General features: G+C 54.5%; 16 protein-coding genes. 15 read left to right on the plus strand and 1 reads right to left on the minus strand.

Features of this window, described 5'->3' with window-relative positions; all coding sequences use genetic code 11:
* Positions 1–237 precede the first annotated feature (237 nt).
* From RRY12_01515 to RRY12_01585, 15 genes are read left to right on the plus strand one after another with little or no spacing between them, the layout of a single operon-like run.
* Positions 238–1947: a ribonuclease J gene (locus RRY12_01515; protein ID MEG2183337.1), complete on the plus strand. Its 1710-nt coding sequence runs from the start codon at positions 238–240 to the stop codon at positions 1945–1947.
* 47 nt (positions 1948–1994) lie between these two features.
* Positions 1995–3626: a Na/Pi cotransporter family protein gene (locus tag RRY12_01520; protein ID MEG2183338.1), complete on the plus strand. Its 1632-nt coding sequence runs from the start codon at positions 1995–1997 to the stop codon at positions 3624–3626.
* 11 nt (positions 3627–3637) lie between these two features.
* The gene (locus tag RRY12_01525) at positions 3638–4447 is read left to right on the plus strand and encodes an undecaprenyl-diphosphate phosphatase (GenBank protein MEG2183339.1); all 810 of its coding nucleotides are present in this window, start codon (positions 3638–3640) and stop codon (positions 4445–4447) included.
* Position 4448: 1 nt separating this feature from the next.
* Positions 4449–4697 (plus strand): hypothetical protein, encoded by a 249-nt coding sequence (locus tag RRY12_01530; GenBank protein MEG2183340.1) that lies wholly within the window; start codon positions 4449–4451, stop codon positions 4695–4697.
* Complete coding sequence (locus RRY12_01535; protein MEG2183341.1) at positions 4694–5290, plus strand: Maf family protein; 597 nt, start codon at positions 4694–4696, stop codon at positions 5288–5290. The genes RRY12_01530 and RRY12_01535 overlap by 4 nt, the downstream gene beginning before the upstream one ends.
* On the plus strand, positions 5287–7194 hold the full coding sequence (locus RRY12_01540) for a DUF5693 family protein (GenBank protein MEG2183342.1): 1908 nt from the start codon (positions 5287–5289) through the stop codon (positions 7192–7194). The genes RRY12_01535 and RRY12_01540 overlap by 4 nt, the downstream gene beginning before the upstream one ends.
* Before the next feature lie 8 nt (positions 7195–7202).
* Positions 7203–8225, plus strand: coding sequence for a polysaccharide pyruvyl transferase CsaB (gene csaB, locus RRY12_01545; protein ID MEG2183343.1), 1023 nt, complete (start codon positions 7203–7205; stop codon positions 8223–8225).
* Complete coding sequence (locus tag RRY12_01550) at positions 8218–9033, plus strand: hypothetical protein (GenBank protein ID MEG2183344.1); 816 nt, start codon at positions 8218–8220, stop codon at positions 9031–9033. Before csaB ends, RRY12_01550 begins: the two co-directional genes overlap by 8 nt.
* Positions 9023–9970 carry a transketolase C-terminal domain-containing protein gene (locus RRY12_01555; GenBank protein ID MEG2183345.1) on the plus strand — a complete coding sequence of 316 codons (948 nt, stop codon included), beginning with the start codon at positions 9023–9025 and terminating at the stop codon, positions 9968–9970. The genes RRY12_01550 and RRY12_01555 overlap by 11 nt, the downstream gene beginning before the upstream one ends.
* Positions 9971–9976: 6 nt before the next feature.
* Entirely contained in the window at positions 9977–10672 is a 696-nt protein-coding gene (gene ftsE / locus RRY12_01560) for a cell division ATP-binding protein FtsE (GenBank protein ID MEG2183346.1), read from the plus strand.
* On the plus strand, positions 10659–11543 hold the full coding sequence (locus RRY12_01565; GenBank protein ID MEG2183347.1) for a permease-like cell division protein FtsX: 885 nt from the start codon (positions 10659–10661) through the stop codon (positions 11541–11543). Before ftsE ends, RRY12_01565 begins: the two co-directional genes overlap by 14 nt.
* A 10-nt stretch (positions 11544–11553) precedes the next feature.
* Complete coding sequence (locus RRY12_01570; protein MEG2183348.1) at positions 11554–12771, plus strand: peptidoglycan DD-metalloendopeptidase family protein; 1218 nt, start codon at positions 11554–11556, stop codon at positions 12769–12771.
* A gap of 41 nt (positions 12772–12812) precedes the next feature.
* Entirely contained in the window at positions 12813–14018 is a 1206-nt protein-coding gene (locus RRY12_01575) for a S41 family peptidase (GenBank protein MEG2183349.1), read from the plus strand.
* A 10-nt stretch (positions 14019–14028) separates the two neighbouring features.
* Positions 14029–15072: a divergent polysaccharide deacetylase family protein gene (locus tag RRY12_01580; GenBank protein ID MEG2183350.1), complete on the plus strand. Its 1044-nt coding sequence runs from the start codon at positions 14029–14031 to the stop codon at positions 15070–15072.
* On the plus strand, positions 15069–16364 hold the full coding sequence (locus RRY12_01585; protein ID MEG2183351.1) for an adenylosuccinate synthetase: 1296 nt from the start codon (positions 15069–15071) through the stop codon (positions 16362–16364). The genes RRY12_01580 and RRY12_01585 overlap by 4 nt, the downstream gene beginning before the upstream one ends.
* Here the strand turns inward: RRY12_01585 and RRY12_01590 are convergent, their stop codons facing one another.
* Complete coding sequence (locus RRY12_01590; GenBank protein ID MEG2183352.1) at positions 16365–17279, minus strand: PfkB family carbohydrate kinase; 915 nt, start codon at positions 17277–17279, stop codon at positions 16365–16367.
* Between the last annotated feature and the right edge of the window lie 30 nt (positions 17280–17309).

Here is a 17309-nt window from a genome sequence, read left to right on the forward strand (position 1 = left end):
ATAATTATAACTAAAATTATCTTTATGTCAATAACAAAATGACAAATTGCCAGCGGCGATATACTCCGATGTCCTACGTCAGCCGCGAGCGAAAAGTGGAACTTCCAAATTATCAATAAACATGGAAAGCTAGACCCGCAGAATAGCATTGTCAAATTAATCAAGATAGTTAACATAAAACTATAGCTCAATATCACATCTCGTGATAGGATAATACATTGGAGGGGAGTTGTATTAATGGCAGATCCCGAAAAGAAGTCTGTAAAAAATCATAAACACAAAAGAAAGAGCGCTAATCTCACCGTGTGCCCGCTTGGCGGCATGGGCGAGATAGGCAAAAACTTAACTGTATTCGGCTATGGCGAGGAATTTATCATAGTGGACTGCGGCCTTAAGTTCCCGGAAGAGGATATGCTGGGAATTGATTTTGTAATTCCAGATATCGAATACCTTATGGAAAATAAGGCTAAGATAAAGGGTATATTCATTACCCACGGTCACGAAGACCACATAGGGGCGCTTCCGTTCGTGCTCCCGAGGCTCAATGTCCCCGTATACTGCACGCGGCTTGCAGGCGGCCTCATCGAAAACAAAATGCTTGACGTAAAAACTGGCTACACTCCTGATTTTCGCTATGTCTCCCAGGGGGACAGCGTGGACGCGGGATGCTTCCATGTCCAGTTTATTCCAGTCTCCCATTCCATTCCCGATGCAAACGCGCTTGCCATCCACACGCCGGCCGGCGTCGTCGTACACACCGGCGACTTTAAGTTCGACCCTACGCCGATAGACGGCATTCGTTCCGACTACAGCGCCCTTGCGAGGCTTGGCGACGAAGGCGTGCTTCTTTTGATGTCCGACTCTACGAACATCGAAAGGCCCGGCTCTACGCCGTCCGAGAAAACTATCGAAACGACCTTCGAGCGTCTATTCCGCCTTTACAAAGATAAAAGGATAGTCATCGCCACGTTCGCCAGTAATTTGAACCGTACGCGCATGATCATCTCAACCGCTGCGCGTTTCAACCGCAAAGTGGTGCTTGTCGGGCGCAGTATGATAGCGAACGTCGACTTGGCGGAGCGTCTTGGCTATATCGACGTCCCTGAAGGGCTTGTCATCACCCCTCAGGAAGCGGAGAATATGCCAGACAACCGCGTGGTGGTGCTCACGACGGGCAGCCAGGGCGAGCCGTTCTCAGGCCTCGTGCTTATGAGCCGCGGAACGCACCGCCTTGTGAAGCTCGGGCCGAAGGATCTAATAATCATTTCCGCTACGCCTATACCTGGCAATGAGAAACTTGTGAGCCAGACGGTCAACCGTCTCTTCGGATGCGGCGCGGAGGTCATCTACGAGCGTGACGAAAAAATACACGTATCGGGACACGCCTCACGCGACGAACTGATGATGATGCTGAGCCTCGTGCGCCCGAAGTTCTTTGTGCCGTGTCACGGCGAGTACAGGCATCTTGTGCGTCACGCGCAGCTTGCGCGTGAAATGGGCGTTCCGTCGAAGAATATTTTTATTCTCCAAAACGGCGACGTGCTGCAGTTCACAGGAGCCTCGAAGGCTGAAATAATCGGACGCGTTCAGGCGGGCCCCGTCCTCATCGACGGCATGGTGCTCGGTGAGTTTGAAGGCAGCATCCTGCGCGAACGCAAGGAGATGGCTGAAAACGGTCTTGTTGTCGCCTCCGTCGTCTTGGACGACGAGATGCGTCCTGTTGCGCCGATACAGATCCAAACGCGCGGCAGCGTCTATTCGGCGGATGACGGAAGCACCTTCCGCGATCTTGAAAACGCGGTAAAAGGAGCGGTAAGTCAGTTTGCGAGGACGCCGGGCGCAAAGAGGGAGACGCTTCCCACGGAGATACGCAAGCGGGTGAGGGAGGTATTCGCGCGTACGTCGCGCAATTATCCTACCATCATCCCACTTGTAACATATATTTAAATTTATGCGGCAGATAATGCCGCATTTACATTGAGGAGAGATATTTGATGTCTGTGACATCTGTTTTGCAGGTGCTTGCCGGAGTTGGAATTCTTATTTATGGAATCATCATCATGGGGGACTCTTTGCAGATAATTGCGGGAGACCGGCTCCGCAGGCTTATAGGTTCACTTACGGGGACCCCTATCAAGGGGCTGATGGTCGGCACGGTCGTTACGTCAATACTGCAAAGCAGCAGCGCTACCACGGTTATGGTCGTAAGCTTTGTAGACGTAGGGTTCATGAACCTTACGCAGGCTATAGGCGTCATACTTGGAGCCAATATCGGTACGACCGTAACCGGTCAGCTTATAGCCTTCAAGATAACAAATTTCGCCTATCTGTGCGCCGTGGTTGGGGCCGCTATCTGCATCCTCTGCCACAAAAAGCGCCATAAGCAGATAGGCGTCGGCATCATCGGCTTCGCGCTGCTATTTATAGGCATGGAGATGATGCAGCAGCCGATGTCGTTCCTAAAGACGCGCCCCGATCTTCTTATGGCCTTTGGGAACCATCCGATGCTCGCGTTCTTGGCGGGACTGGTCATTACATTGATAGTCCAGTCCAGTTCGGCTACGGTAGGCCTTACGATGGCGGTAGCGGCGCAGGGCGTCATTCCACTGCACACCGCTATCATCATCATACTTGGCGACAATATAGGCACGACGATAACGGCTGTGCTTGCCTCTCTTGGGGCAAACCGCGCGGCAAAGCAGGCGGCCGCGGCCCACGTCATGATAAAGGTGCTTGGCACCGTAGCTATAATGATGGTGCTGCCGGCCTATACGCTTCTTATTGCAATGACGGCCGATAATATCTCGCGCCAGGTGGCTAACGCGCATACCATCTTCAACATAATCATTGCCTTTATGTTCCTGCCGTTTGTCGCGCAGTACGCAAAGTTCATAAGGAAGATAATCCCGGACGACAAGAACGTCGTCGAATCAGGCTCGCTTTACCTTAACCCGGCGCTCATAACGGCATCTAGCGCGGCCGCGGTAGACGCCGTCCGTAAGGAAATGATCCGCCTGGCGCAGTCCGCCCTTCAGATGATCGTTGACTGCCGCATACTTATCATTGAAAATAAGGAAAAATATTCGGACGAAGTCGGCCGCTACGAATCGAACGTAAACGAGCTGACGCACGAGATAGTCCGCTATTCGACGGAAGTGGGGCAGACCGGGCTTTCACGCGACCTTTCGCTTTTGCTCAACTCCTGCACGAACGCCGTAGGAGACGTCGAACGCATAGGCGACCACGCCACAAATCTGGTGGAGATGTCGCAGTATCTTCAGGACCATAAGCTGACGCTGTCGCGTATGGCGCTTGAAGAGGGCAACGAGATGTTTGAGCTGGTGATCACCGCTCTTACAAAGAGCATTCAGGCTTTGGAAGAGGAGAACATAGAGCTTGCAAAAGAGGTGATTGCGCTTGAGGAACGTATAGATTACATGGAGAAGACACTGCGCGCACAGCACATAGCCAGGCTCAACGCGGGCGGCTGCACACCGGGCGCGGGCGTCATCTTCATTGACATTCTGAGCAATCTGGAACGAGTAGGAGACCATGCCAACAACTTGGCGATGGTGGTATTTGATATAGAACGTCTGCGTCATCACGACAAAGCAGTGAAAGCATGAGGTGTTGTTAAATGAATTTAGATGTGATCCTTTTGGGGTTTGTGCAGGGTTTTACTGAATTTCTGCCGGTGAGCAGCTCAGGACATCTGGCGCTTGCTAAAATTTTTCTGGGAGTCAGCCTGCCTCCGCTCAATTACGATCTTGTGCTGCACGTCTCGACTACGCTTGCTACAATAATATTCTTCTTTACCGACATCTGGACGTTTTTTGTGCAGTGGTGCAGAGGATTTACCTCGCCTGAAGCCAGAAAGAGCCAGGGCTGGAGCGTAGGCTGGGCCGTTGTCATAGGAACGGTGATCACAGGCGCCATAGGCATGACTCTTAAAAATTTCGCGGAAGAGGCGTCGCTCAATTCCATGCTGGTGGGGATAGGACTGACGATCACAGGCGTGCTGCTTTTGGCGTCAAAGTATATAAGAGAGGGATACGGCAAAGTGTCGCTGATGGACGGCGTATATGTCGGCATAGCTCAGGGCATAGCGGTCATGCCCGGCGTATCGCGTTCTGGAATGACTATCCTGGCTGGGCTTTCCGTAGGGCTTTCCAAAGAGGCGGCCTTCAGGTTCTCGTTCCTCCTTTCGATTCCCGCCATTCTTGGCGCGGCCTTCGTGCAGGCGCTTGAGATCGGCGGCTGGGAGACCTTTGTCTCAACGCTTCCTGCCGGATGGATGATAGGCGCAGTAAGCGCGTTTTTAAGCGGCCTCCTGTCGCTCTTCATTCTGAAAAAACTCGTCATAAACTCTAAATGGTGGTTCTTCGGCATATACTGTTTCATCCTTGGCGTTTCAGTGGTCACGGCAACTTTGACCGGAGCGTGGTGAGATGGCCCTCTTTAAGAATTATTCTATCCGGTGGGGCATAATTTTTCTCTGCCTTGTCATGGGCACGTGGCTTGGGATATTTTTTCAGCGTTTTCCCGCCACGGCCGTGCTCTTTGCCAACGTGGTCGATTTTTCCGTTGATATAAAAGAGATAAATTTCGTAATGATACGTTTGGGCTTTCTATTTGCCCTCAAACTCAATCTTGGGACGCTCATCGGCGCAATAACGGGGATATTTATAACAAGATGAGGAACAATCTTATACTTGCCTCTGGCAGTCCCAGGCGCCGAGAACTGCTGGCCGGCCTGGGCTGGAATTTTAAGGTCATTCCATCAGAAGTTGACGAGAAAAAAATTGAAGGCGAAGCGCCGCATCTGATGGTCGAACGCCTCGCCTCTGAAAAGGCGGCTGATGTCGCCTCGCGCAACAAGGGATGCTGGACGATAGGGGCGGACACCGTCGTCGTCGTAGACGGGCGAGTGCTTGGCAAGCCCTCGTGCTCCGGCGAGGCCTTTGAGATGCTGTCACTGCTTGCGGGGCGCGCTCATTCCGTCTTCACAGGAGTTGCGCTTGTTTCTCCGTCTGGCGATACGCTTGTGCGCCATGAAGAGACGCGCGTTCGCTTTCGGCCCCTTTCAGACGCAGAGATAAACGCCTACATCGCTCAGGGAGAATGTATGGATAAGGCCGGAGCGTACGCTATACAGGAAAAGGGCACGCTGCTTGTCGACCGTGTCGAAGGCTGCTATTTCAATGTGGTGGGGCTTCCGCTCAACTGCCTCAGCGCAATGTTTCGCGAGATGGGAGTGCCGCTTGATGAACAATGGGGGAAAGAAGAATGAAAAGACTGAATAAAAGAACGCTGCTTTACGGGGCGTTGCTGCTTGCCGTCATACTCGCGCTTGCGGGGCTTACGGCGCGCCTTGCCGCGGAAAGGCGCAATAAAACGGTGGCCTTCGCCGTGGACTATCGCGAGATAAGCTCACTCGGCTATCAAAACAAAAAGCCTGCTTCTGACGTGTGGAAGGAGCTGCACGCGCTTGGCGTCTTTGGCCTGACCGCCGCGGAATATACGGGCGACGAGCTGATGCTTTACAACGCGATGCCGATAAAATTTGGCGCGGCGGGCGTGCTTTCTGACTCCGCCAAATTCAGCGACTACGCAAACAGAGCCGCTATCCGCTATCCGGCCGACATGACCGACGCGGAGAGGCTATACGTCTACTTAAGTAAAAAACTTCCCGCGTGCGAGCTGGTGCGCGGCAAAAAATACAATACGCTGCTGCTGCCCGGCACAGTTGATGAATTTAAATATTCGGCGTTCGTCCCTGATTTTCAGGCGCTTGATTTCTGCAAAAAATATAATATAAACGTTCTCTACCGTCCCGGCCCGTGTACGCCCGCAACAGGAGAAAATACCGCGAAGGCCCTTCTTTACCTTTCAAAACTGTATCCGCAGATCAAAAACATAATACCCTCGGGCCTCATAGCCCCCGGCTATCCCGATTTGGGACAGATAGCCTCCGTCTTGAAGGAAAGAGGCATAACGCTTTCTCAGGTTGAGTTCATAAAACAGGTCGGAGTGCCTCAGCTTGCGCAGAAGGCCGGCAGCATGGTCGTGCCGATGCACAGTCTGACTCGCGATGAAATAATATCGCGCAACGTCAAACGCAGCTCCATCACGGACCGCTTCATCAGGGCTGTGCACGAGCGTTCGATACGCCTGCTCCTTGTGCACCCGTATGATCTTCAGATGGGCGGGCGCCTTGAGATTTTCAAAGAAGACCTTGGGCTTTACAAGGGAGAGCTTGAAGCGCACGGGTATAAGATGGGCTGGCCCAAACCTATGGGCTCCTGGCCCGCTCCGTTTGCCGGAGCTATGGCCTGCGGCCTCGTCTTTATCTTCACGCTGTGGTTTTTCGCAGAGCGTATGCGCGGCGCGGAGTGCGGCGCAGTATCTCCCAAGGGCGCTCTTTTGCTCTTTGTTTTTGCCTTTGCGCTTGGCGCCGTCATGTTGAAAGTTTCCATCGCCGCGAAGTTGCTTGGCGGTTTCTGTGGAGCACTTGCTGCGACGGAGGCGGCTCTTACGGCGCTTGGAAGTTCGCGCCAAAGGTTCAAGGGAGCGGTGGCCGGCCTGTTTATCGTTATGGCGGGCGGCCTTGCCATAGCTTCTTTCTACGGAACGTCTGCTGCGGCTCTCCGCCTGACGCCCTTTTCCGGCGTGAAGCTGACGCTGCTTCTGCCGCCGCTTCTTGTGTTGGTCCACGACCTTGTGCGTCGCGTGCATCCTGAAAGTGTCGGCGAGATACTGGAGCGTCCTGCGATATGGGGCGAGCTCGTCATCATAGGCGTTATGCTGGGCGCAATGCTCGTCATGGCGCTGCGCAGCGACAACGTCTCCAACGTGCCCGCCCTTGAGGTCGCCTTCCGCGACTTTATGGAACGCGTAATGGTTGTGCGGCCGAGAACTAAAGAATTTCTTATCGGATACCCCGCGCTTGTGCTCTACTGGTATCTTGTGCGCAATAATTTCCTGTCAGGGTACCGTGAAGCCGTGCGTATTGCGGCGGTGCTGGGATTCTGTTCTGCGGTTAATACTTTCTGCCACTTCCATACCCTGCTTTACTTAAGCGTCATCCGCGTGCTCAACGGCTGGTGGCTCGGCCTCGTAGTAGGCGTCGCCTTTACGGCGCTTTTGAGCTTTGCGGTAAATAAAATTTTGCAATCGAAACCAGCGCGCCTGTAAATTTTTACATGTCAAAGGTTTATGATTTTCTGCTGCTTGGATACTACGGCTTCGGCAACTTGGGCGACGAGCTCCTTGCCGAGGCCGTGCTTTCTTTGCTTCTGGAATGTGGGATAAAAAAAGAATCTGTCGCCGTTCTTTCGGCCTCCCCGCGTGAGAGCGAAGCAAGGCTTGGGATACGCGCCTTCAACAGGTGGGACCTGCGCGAGGTGAGCCGCGCCTGCCGCAGCTCAAGGGCGCTGCTTCTTGGCGGAGGCGGCCTCTTTCAGGAGAGCACGAGCCTCCGCTCGTGCCTCTATTATTACGCCGTGGTGCGCATAGCCGCGCTGCACGGCGCCAAAATAATGGCGGCAGGGCAGTCCGTCGGCCCGCTGCGCTCCTTTGCGGCGCGCGCTCTTACGAAAAACGCCTTTTCGCTTTGCGCGGACGTTGCCGTGCGCGACAAGCCCTCCTTTGCGTGGCTCTCAAAATGGAAAATACCGGCTCGCCTTTCGCCGGACCTTGTAATGTCGCTGCGTCCGCAAAGGGCGGCCTCACAGCAGCGACTGCTTGTAAATATCAGGCCGGGACACGACGAACTTGCCGCTCTTACGCTGCAATGGGCGGCGGAGCTTGCCAAGGCGCGCGGGCTCTCCGTCACAGGCATAGCTCTTTCAGACGATGACGCGGCATTGTTTGATAAATTCAAAAAATTTGATTATGCGGATTTGAGCGATATAATTACCGTGCGCTCGCTGGACGATTTTTCGCAAGCCGCACAAAATGCAGGAGGCGCGGTCGGTATGAGGCTTCATTTTTTGATACTGAGCTGCCTTTGCGGAGTGCCTTCCGCAGGTTCCGCGTACGACCCTAAGGTCGGCGCTTTTTGCGCGGAATACGGGCTTTCGCTGGTCTGTGAGCAAGAGACGCCGTCCCTTTGCGTCCAGGTTTCGGAGGCGAGGCTGGACGCGGTGCGCGGGACGATAAAAAAAGACTTTATTTCCGGCGTGAAGGCAGTGCTGCCGCGCTGGTCGGGAGAGAGCAATGGATAACAAAAGGATAGAAGAGCTTAAATTTATTGCGCAAGAGGTACAGAAAGACGTTCTGAGAATGGTCGGCCTTGCGCGTTCGGGGCCGTTTGAGACCTCTATGGCGGCGGCGAACCTGCTCGTCTACCTTTACTGGGAGGAGCTTCTGCTCGTTCCCGAGACGCCGAGGCGCGAAGACAGAGACCGTTTCGTCATGGACCTGCCGGCCGCCGTTCCAGCTCTTTACGCCGTGCTTGCAAGACGCGGTTACTTTGAGCGCGAGCACCTGTGGCATTACAGAAGGCTTGGCGCGATGCTTCAGGCGCTGCCCGACTACCGCAGGACGCCCGGCATAGACGCGCCCTGCGTCACGGCGGAGCCTGCGCTTGCCATGGCCTCCGCGCTTGCGGGCGCGCTGCGGCGCGGCGCGGATTCACCGCGAGTTGTGATAATGACCGATGAAAGCGCGTTTTCCTCAAAGGTCTTTGCGGAGGAACTGCGCTTTGCGGGGCGCGCCTTTGCCTCAAATCTGATCATGATAGCGCTCTCGCGCAAAGCGGATGCAGGCTCCCGCTGCGAAAACGAAAAATTGCTTGGCTCATGCGGCTGGCAGACGCGTACCGCGAACTCCGAGGACTGGCTGTCGCTTGAGGCCGCCTTTTCTTCCTTTGATTATTCAGCGGCTGCGCCAAAGGCGCTGCTCGTCTTTGCAAACGCGGAACTAGGCCTCTTTGTCACAGATGCGGCAAAGAGATCGCCGGCCCACGTGCTGAGCATGGGGGAGCTGGACCAGGCACTAGAAGAACTGGAGGTTAAATCCAATGAACGGTAATCCCGGAGAATCGACATTCAGCGCCTTTTGCAGGCTGAGCGCCGAATACGCCGTAACACACGAAGATTTTATAATGCTTGTGCCGGAAAAGCTGGCAAAAACGCCGCTGTTGGATAAGCTCCCTGCGGACAAATTTATAGTTGACGACGGCTGCGCCGGCAGCAGACTTTTAAAGGCGGCTGGGCTTGCCCTTGCCGGAAAAAAACCGTGGGTGACGGGCTCCGTATCTGAACTAGCAGGCGGCAGCTACTCACACATCCGCGAGGCGGCCGCGCTTCCGCAGCTTCCCGTAAGGATAGCCGCTGTAAACGGCGGCTTTTCCTCCGCTCACGAGGGGGCGGCGGTGCAGCTTCTTGAAGACATAGCGATAATGCGGACCATTCCAGGCATGAATATTTTTATTCCCGCGGACAAAACCTCGCTGCAGGGGATGATGGCAGAAAGCGAAAATATAAACGGCCCGCTCTATATCCGGCTTGGCTCCACCGCGGCGCCCGATGTGGAGGAACGCCCGGACGAGGCAAATATTTTTCGCGGCGCGAGAATTCTTCGTCCAGGAAGTGGCATAACTATATGTGCCTGTGGTATTATGGTTAACCAGGCTCTGGCGGCGGCGGATCAGCTTGAACGGCAGAACATAAGCGCCGAGGTGATCGACTGCTGCGGCATCAAACCGTTCCCCGAACAGACGCTGCTTTCGTCCGTCAGAAAGACCGGCTGCTGCGTCACAGCCGAGGAGCACGGCGCGATAGGCGGGCTCTTTGGGGCGGCGGCCGAGTGCCTTAGCCGCACCTATCCAGTTCCAATGCGTTCGGTGGCGGTTGCGGACCAGTTTGTCAGCAGCGGCACGTCGGAAGAATTAAGAGAATATTATGGCCTTACATGGCAGGAAATCGTTGACGCGTCGGCGCAGGTTTGGGCGCTGCGCAGGAGGTAATGAGAAATGGAAATAAAATTTTCAGGGGTCACCAAGATATACGACCCCGATATCGTAGCTCTTGAAGACATCTATCTTGACATAGAAAAGGGAGAGTTCGTCTACCTTGTCGGTGAGACAGGTTCCGGAAAGACGACGCTCATGCGCTGCATCTTTCGCGAAGTGGTCCCAACAAGAGGCCACATCAGCGTAGGCGGCCGCGCTCTGAGAAAAATAGGGCGCTTTGAGCTTGCTCTCTTCCGCAGAGACGTAGGCGTCATTTTTCAGGACTTCAGCCTGCTGCCGGACAAGACGGCCTTTGAAAACGTCGCCTTCGTGCTGGAGGTGATGGGCGTTCCGTCAAGGGAAATAGAAGAACGAGTCACCGACGTGCTTAAAACGGTCGGCATCTGGCGCCGCCGCAACCTGACGCCGCCGCAGCTCTCAGGCGGAGAGCAGCAGAGGCTTGCGATAGCGCGCGCAGTTGTGAACGAGCCGTCGCTCATAATCGCGGACGAGCCCACGGGAAACCTGGACAACCACACGGCTGACGAAATAATGCAGCTGCTGCTTGACATAAACGCCGCCGGCACCACCGTTTTGATGGCGACGCACAATCAGTTTTTAGTCAACACCTATCGTCACAGGGTCGTGGAAATCAAACGCGGGCGCATTGTCCGCGATGAAAAAGAGGGAGGCTACGACGCAGATGTCGCGGATTAAATATCTTTTACGTGACGGCTGGAGGCTGATATGGCGTCATTTCGGCATGAGCCTTCTCACCGTATTTACAGCAATGGCGGTATTCTTCGTGATAGGGGCCACGATGCTCTTTATCTTAAACATCAGAAACGCCGTCGGCATAATGGAAAACCAGCTCTCCATACAGGCCTATATGAAGCCGAACACGGACCTTTCGGCTGTGGCTAAAACAATCAAGGGAATGCACAACGTCCGCGACGTCAAGATAATCACAAAAGATACGGCGCTTGAAAGACTGCGCGCGAGGCTCGGCAATCAGGCCGACGCCGTTACGCTGCTTGGGGAAAACCCGCTTCCCGCAAGCATAGAGGTGCGCGTCAATAAGGCCTCTCAAGTGGCGGCCACGGCGCGTTCTTTGGTGGCCATCCCCGAAGTTGACGACATCGTATATGCCGGGCATGTCGCGGAAAAGCTGTCGAGGCTTTCGTCGTTCGTGGAAAGCTTCTCGGCGATAATGCTCATTGTGGCGCTTGCGGCAAGCGGTGTAGTGCTCTTTAACACGATACGCATAGCGGTCTATTCGCGCGCTCAGGAAATAGACGTGATGATGAAGGTCGGAGCCACCTCCACCTATGTCGCCTTCCCGTTCGTCATCCAGGGCTTCATACTGGGGCTCACCGGAGCGCTCGCAGCCTCCGCCGCGCTGGGGTACGCCTATTTCACGGCCATCGCGCGGCTCAAAGACATGCTGCCGTTCCTATCCTTCATAGAATCCCCGAGACTGCTGCTGAATCTCAGCATGGTCCTCATCTGCTGCGGCACAGCGGTCAGCCTCATAGCGAGCCTCATTGCGGTCGAGAAATTTATAAGGAAGGCAGCGAAGCCGCTATAGCAGCACGGCAATGATGATTATGACATGGAAACGAATATTGCAAACAAGCGCGCTGTTTTTCGCCGTATTCTGCCTTACCTTTGCGCCCCATACCTCCCCCGCGGCTGAGGCCGCAAAATCAGCCTCCGACATTGACAAGCAGATAAAGCAGCAGGAGGCGGAGTATAAAAAAATACAGAAGCAGATGTCCCAGACGACGCAAAAAATAAGGGAAAAGCAGCAGCAGGAAAAAAACGTATCGACGCAGCTGAACATCCTGAGCCAAAAAATCACGGTAACGCAGCAGAAGGTCAACGTCGTCACCCTTCACATGAAGAAGGTCCAGGGCAACATCTTTGTCCTGGCCGACAACATCAGGACCGCAAATAAAAACATCGGCGCCGCACAGGGCGTGCTGCGAAAAAGGCTCGTCACTATCTACAAGTATGGCGGCGTGGCCGAGTTCAACCTGATGCTTTCCTCCCGAGGCGCGGAAGAGGCTCTTGCCAACACCTACCTGCTTGGGAAAATAGCGGATCAGGATCAAAAACTGATAAATAACCTCACGGAACAGAAGCGCCGCCTCACCATGACGCAGGCGGAACTTAAAAAAGAACATCTGAGGCTGAAAAGTCAGGGCAACGACTTAAAACAGCAGAACAAAGAGCTGAAATCCGCAGCCGACGAACGCAACAGTCTGCTGGTCCGTGTGCGCAACGATAAAAAACTCTTCATGGCGCAGCAGGACCTTCTTCTGAAGGCCTCGCGGGAACTGCAGAGCGCGGTAAAGCGGCTGCTTGCCGAAAAGAAAAAACTTATGGCGGCAAAGCATCCGGGCAAAAAACAGACGGTCTACTACCGCGGAGGACGCCTCGCGTGGCCCGTTCAGGGAACTATCAACAGCCAGTTCGGAACGAGAGTGCACCCCGTGTTTAAGACAAAAATAACGCACACCGGCCTTGACATAGGGGCGCCGAAGGGGACGCCGGTCAAAGCGGCCGACCCGGGCGAAGTGCTCTACACAGGGTGGATGCGCGGCTACGGCCAGGTAGTCATAATCGACCACGGCGGAAACCTGACCACGGTCTACGCGCACCTTTCAAAAATTGAAACCACAGAAGACGCAAAGGTGACGCGCAGCACGGTCATAGGCCGCGTCGGTTCCACCGGCGTAGCCACCGGCAATCATCTGCACTTTGAAGTTCGAGTAGACGGAGATGCCGTAAATCCGATGCGCTATCTTCAATAATAACTGATACAATATAGCGACGGAAAGAAACAGAAAGGGCAGTGATCGTTTTGAAATTTAAATTTACACATGCGGCGGTCGGAGTCGTAGTTGGATTCCTCCTCTGCGCTACGCTATATCAAATACCTCAGGCGATAGGCGCGGACTGGGAAAAAAGTCTGCCGTTCACGCCACAGCAGCTTGCCGTAATAAAGCAGGTCAAGCTTGCTCTCTCGACCTATCAGGTCGACGGCGATAAAAAGGGCAAGGTCGACGATACGAAAATGTATTACGGCGCGATGAAGGGGCTTGTTGAGTCCCTCGGAGACCCGTACACGCGCTTCGTAGAACCGAAAGTGCTCGCCGAAGAGAACATGGAGATGGAGGGCGAGTACGGCGGCCTAGGCATCTACATGGCCTCACGCGACGGCAGGACCATCGTCATAGCGCCGATAGAAGACACTCCGGCGGACAAGGCGGGCATCAAGCCTCTCGACGAAATAATCAAAGTCGACGATAAAAACGTCATGGGCATGGACAGCGACGAAGTCGTCAAAATGCTGCGCGGCCCGGCCGGCAAACCGGTGGTGCTTCAGATACGCCGCAAAAACGCCGGAAAACTCATACCGGTCAAAATCGTCCGCGAGATCATAAAAATAAAGACGGTAAGGCTTGAGATGCAAAAAGACGGAATAGCCTACATAAAGCTGAACCACTTCAACCTCAAGACCGACGACGAACTGCGCGCCGCTGTAAAGACGGCGCTTCAAAAGAAGGCGAAGGGCTTCATCGTAGACCTTCGCAACAACCCTGGAGGGCTGCTTGACGTCTGTGTCGACGCGACCTCGCAGTTCATACCCAAGGGCGTCATCGTCGGTATGAAGGGCCGTTTTGACAAGGCAAACGACGTGCTCTACGCAAAAGAGGGCCGCGCCAACAACCTGCCGCTCGTCGTCCTCGTCAACGAAGGAAGCGCAAGCGCCGCCGAAATATTTGCGGGAGCCGTTAAAGATCACAAACGCGGCACAGTCATCGGGACAAAGACCTTCGGCAAAGGCTCAGTGCAGACGCTCTTCAACCTTCCCGACGGCTCCGGCATGTACGTGACAATCGCGCGCTATAACACTCCCTCCGGCTTCGTGCTTGACCATAAAGGGCTGCAGCCTGACATCAAAGTGGCCGGAGAGATAAAGAAGGACAAAAAGGACGACAAACAATATCAGAAAGCTCTTTCCGTCCTTAAACAAAACATAAAGAATAAAAAATAGAGGCCCCGTCATGGGCAGACATTTTAAAGACCAGGATAAAAAATCCCTCATAAAACCGGCGTTGCTGCTTCTTTTAGCGGCGGCGCTGGTTTTTGGCGTCTTTTTTCTTTCGGGAGGCCGCATTGGCACAAAAAAGACAGAGGACTATTCGCAAAGCGCGCCCGCGTCAAAAGAGGCGGCGCACCTGCTAAAAAGCGCGGACGTAACGCCTGCGCTATCGGGAGACGCACACTCTGCCGATAGTTTTAACGGCGTCTCGTCGACGGATATCATGAAAGATAAAATAAAGGAGCTCTCGGCCTCAAAGGACAAGAGCGAAACGCAAGAGCCGTCATACGAAAAAAAATATAAGTTCGAACGCCCGCTCGTTGCCATAATAGTCGACGACGGCGGGGCGCAGATGGATCTCACAAAACGCGTGGCGGCGCTTGCCCTTCCGCTCACGTGGGCGATAATGCCCTATCAGCGCTACTCGTCGGAATGCGCGGAGACCGCGCGCGCCCAAAATATCCCGTACCTGCTCCACATGCCGATGCAGGCCGTAATAGACAAAGACAGCTCGCAGTACATAATAGGCGGGGATATGAGCGACGCGGAAGTGACCGCGGCCTGCGAAAAGGCGCTTGATTCGCTGCCCGGCGCTATAGGCATGAACAACCATCGCGGCTCGCGCGCCACCTCGCAAAAAAATCTAATGGAACCGGTAATGGAGACGTTAAAAAAGCGCGGACTGCTCTTTGTTGACAGCAGAACGCACAATAAAAGCGTAGCCTATAAAACGGCGCTTGCGGCCGGCCTCCCTGCGCTTAGAAACGGCGGCTTTCTGGACAACACGCCCGACAAACGCGCCATAACAGCGCGCTTCGACGAGGTCGTAAAGACGGCGCAAAAAAGCGGGCATGCGGTTGTTATCTGCCATTTTCGCCCCGCTACGATAATGTTTCTTGAAGAGCTGAACAAAAATTACAAAGACCTGCCAGTCAAACTGGTGACGGCGCCGGAAATGCTGAACGAAATGAAACAGGCGGAACAAAAGGCCGCAGACCAGCTATGAACTCTTCGGAAAACAACGTAATAACAGGTCTTCAATGGGGCAACGAGGGAAAGAAAAAACTTACCGACTTCTTTGCCAACCGCTCTGAAGCCATCGTGCGCTTCAACGGTTCGTCGTCAGGTGGACATCCGATAAACGCGGGCGGTGAGAGCTTTACGCTAGACTATCTTCCCTGCGGCATCCACCACGACGGCAAGCTCTGCGTCATAGCGGCGGGAACGGCGCTTGACCTTGACAAGGCCGCCGACGAGATAGTGGCATTAAAAAACGCGGGCGTCCTCAAGGCGAGGCTCCATATCAGCGAGCGCTGCCCGCTCATTCTTGATTTCCATAAAAAACAGGAACTGCTTGAGGCCCGCGCCATGTACAGAAATATGGGCTGGCTGATGAACGAACGCGGATACGGCGCCGCGCTCTCTGATATGTACGGGGCGCTGGGGGTCACTGCCGGCGACCTGCTGCACCCGTTAGTTTTGCGCGAAAAGATAAAACACGTCATGAAAATCAAAAACGAACTGTTTTTAAAAGTTTTTAACGAAGCTCCGGTAGAGCCAAACGCCATTTGTGACGAAATTTTAAAAAAAGCGGAGGCGCTCTTGCCATACGTCAGCCCGGTAGAGGGGCTGATAGCAAAGGCCGTGGCCGACAACGCGGGCGTGCTCTTTGAGGGATGCGACGGCAGCATGAACGACGCGCAGTGCGGCCTTTATCCGTCGCTTGCGCCTGGACGCAGGAGCGCGGCCGAAGTTTTTCTTTCGTGCGGCCTGCGGCACAATACCTCGCTTCGCGTTATCGGGGCCGCGAAAGCCTACTGCGCAAAGAGTGGTGACGGCCCCTTCATAACGGAAGAAAAAAGCACAGTCGGCGCCTTTTTACGCGCAAGGGGCGGCGAATTCAACGAGCTGACCGGTGAACAGCGCAGAACCGGCTGGCTGGACCTTCCTGCCCTCGCCTATTCGGTGCGCGCCAACAGCGCCGACGTTCTGGCTTTGACAAAGCTAGACGCCTTAACAGGCATAGACGAATTAAAACTTTGCACAGCCTACCGTATAGACGGCAAAGAAGTGACCGCAGGCGACATCACGGCGGAGGAAGCGGCGCGCGCCGTCCCGGTCTATGAGACGCTCGAAGGCTGGAAAGAAGAACTCCAAGGTTGCGCCGACTTCAGCCGCCTGCCGCGCCAGACGCAGAGCTACATACGCTTCATCGAAGAATACGTCGGCCTCCGAGTGATCTGGGCCGGCCTCGGAAGACAGTGGGGCAACGCGCTCTACGCCTCTGAAGAACGATAATCAAAAAAGACGGTCAATTACAGATGTACAGGTCGGCTCTATCACCTGTATCGTAAGCGACGCAAGCTTCGTGCCTTTTTCCACCGCCTCAGAAAGAGCGCAGCCGCGCGAAAGCGCCTCCATCGTTCCCGCAAAAAAGGCGTCTCCAGCTCCGCTTGAATCTACGACCTTGGTAGGAATGGCGGGGCAGTATCCGCGTGCGCTGCCGTCGCTGTAAACGGCTCCGTGCTCGCCCAAAGTTATTACCATCGACTTTATCTTCTCTTTTTTTATATATTCATCAAGCATCGCAAGCGCCGTTTTTGGGTCGCTGGCTGCCACATGCGCGTCAAAAAGGCGTCCGGCCTCGGCGTCGTTGCATATATAACACTCAAGGCTCCTCAGGAACTCCCTGTGCCGAAGTATGACCTCCATGTTCCCAGTGATGCCGTAGACCTTTTTATCGTGCTTCACGGCCAGCCTAAGCACCTCAGAAGAGATATAGTCGTTCAAGTCAAGCTCCAGCACGATGCAAGAGGCCTCTTGGACAAGCTTTTCTCCCTCGTCACGAACGATAGCGTCCATTATCGAAAGGTCAGGCATCTGTGAAACGGAGCCCGCAAGCGCGCCCTTTTCGTCCATCACGACAAGCCACAGCCCCATGCCGGAATGCGCGCTTTTCCGCACTGCGCTCACATCAACGCCCTCTTTTGCAAGGCGCGCCAGCACCTCCGCGCCGAGCGCGCTGTCGTCCACGGACGATACGAATTTGACGCTGGCTCCGATCGCCGCCAAATCCTCAGCGACATTTCTTCCCACGCCGCCGTGGATGAATTTAACGCTCCCTACGTTCCTTCCGAAAGGGTCGTAGCGGTAGGCCGCGAAGCCCTTACAGTCCATAAAGACGGTGCCAAAGACAACAGTTTTAGCATTCATAAATAAAAACTCCCTTCACAGAGTCATTAT

This window comes from Cloacibacillus sp., from assembly GCA_036655895.1.
GTDB lineage: Bacteria > Synergistota > Synergistia > Synergistales > Synergistaceae > JAVVPF01.

Coding starts and splice junctions, on each gene's coding strand:
- RRY12_01530 (MEG2183340.1), top strand. CDS start 4,449: ATGGCCCTCTTTAAGAATTATTCTATCCGGTGGGGCATAATTTTTCTC.
- ftsE (MEG2183346.1), top strand. CDS start 9,977: ATGGAAATAAAATTTTCAGGGGTCACCAAGATATACGACCCCGATATC.
- RRY12_01570 (MEG2183348.1), top strand. CDS start 11,554: ATGATGATTATGACATGGAAACGAATATTGCAAACAAGCGCGCTGTTT.
- RRY12_01515 (MEG2183337.1), top strand. CDS start 238: ATGGCAGATCCCGAAAAGAAGTCTGTAAAAAATCATAAACACAAAAGA.
- RRY12_01585 (MEG2183351.1), top strand. CDS start 15,069: ATGAACTCTTCGGAAAACAACGTAATAACAGGTCTTCAATGGGGCAAC.
- csaB (MEG2183343.1), top strand. CDS start 7,203: ATGTCAAAGGTTTATGATTTTCTGCTGCTTGGATACTACGGCTTCGGC.
- RRY12_01580 (MEG2183350.1), top strand. CDS start 14,029: ATGGGCAGACATTTTAAAGACCAGGATAAAAAATCCCTCATAAAACCG.
- RRY12_01590 (MEG2183352.1), bottom strand. CDS start 17,279: ATGAATGCTAAAACTGTTGTCTTTGGCACCGTCTTTATGGACTGTAAG.
- RRY12_01565 (MEG2183347.1), top strand. CDS start 10,659: ATGTCGCGGATTAAATATCTTTTACGTGACGGCTGGAGGCTGATATGG.
- RRY12_01525 (MEG2183339.1), top strand. CDS start 3,638: ATGAATTTAGATGTGATCCTTTTGGGGTTTGTGCAGGGTTTTACTGAA.
- RRY12_01535 (MEG2183341.1), top strand. CDS start 4,694: ATGAGGAACAATCTTATACTTGCCTCTGGCAGTCCCAGGCGCCGAGAA.
- RRY12_01520 (MEG2183338.1), top strand. CDS start 1,995: ATGTCTGTGACATCTGTTTTGCAGGTGCTTGCCGGAGTTGGAATTCTT.
- RRY12_01550 (MEG2183344.1), top strand. CDS start 8,218: ATGGATAACAAAAGGATAGAAGAGCTTAAATTTATTGCGCAAGAGGTA.
- RRY12_01555 (MEG2183345.1), top strand. CDS start 9,023: ATGAACGGTAATCCCGGAGAATCGACATTCAGCGCCTTTTGCAGGCTG.
- RRY12_01540 (MEG2183342.1), top strand. CDS start 5,287: ATGAAAAGACTGAATAAAAGAACGCTGCTTTACGGGGCGTTGCTGCTT.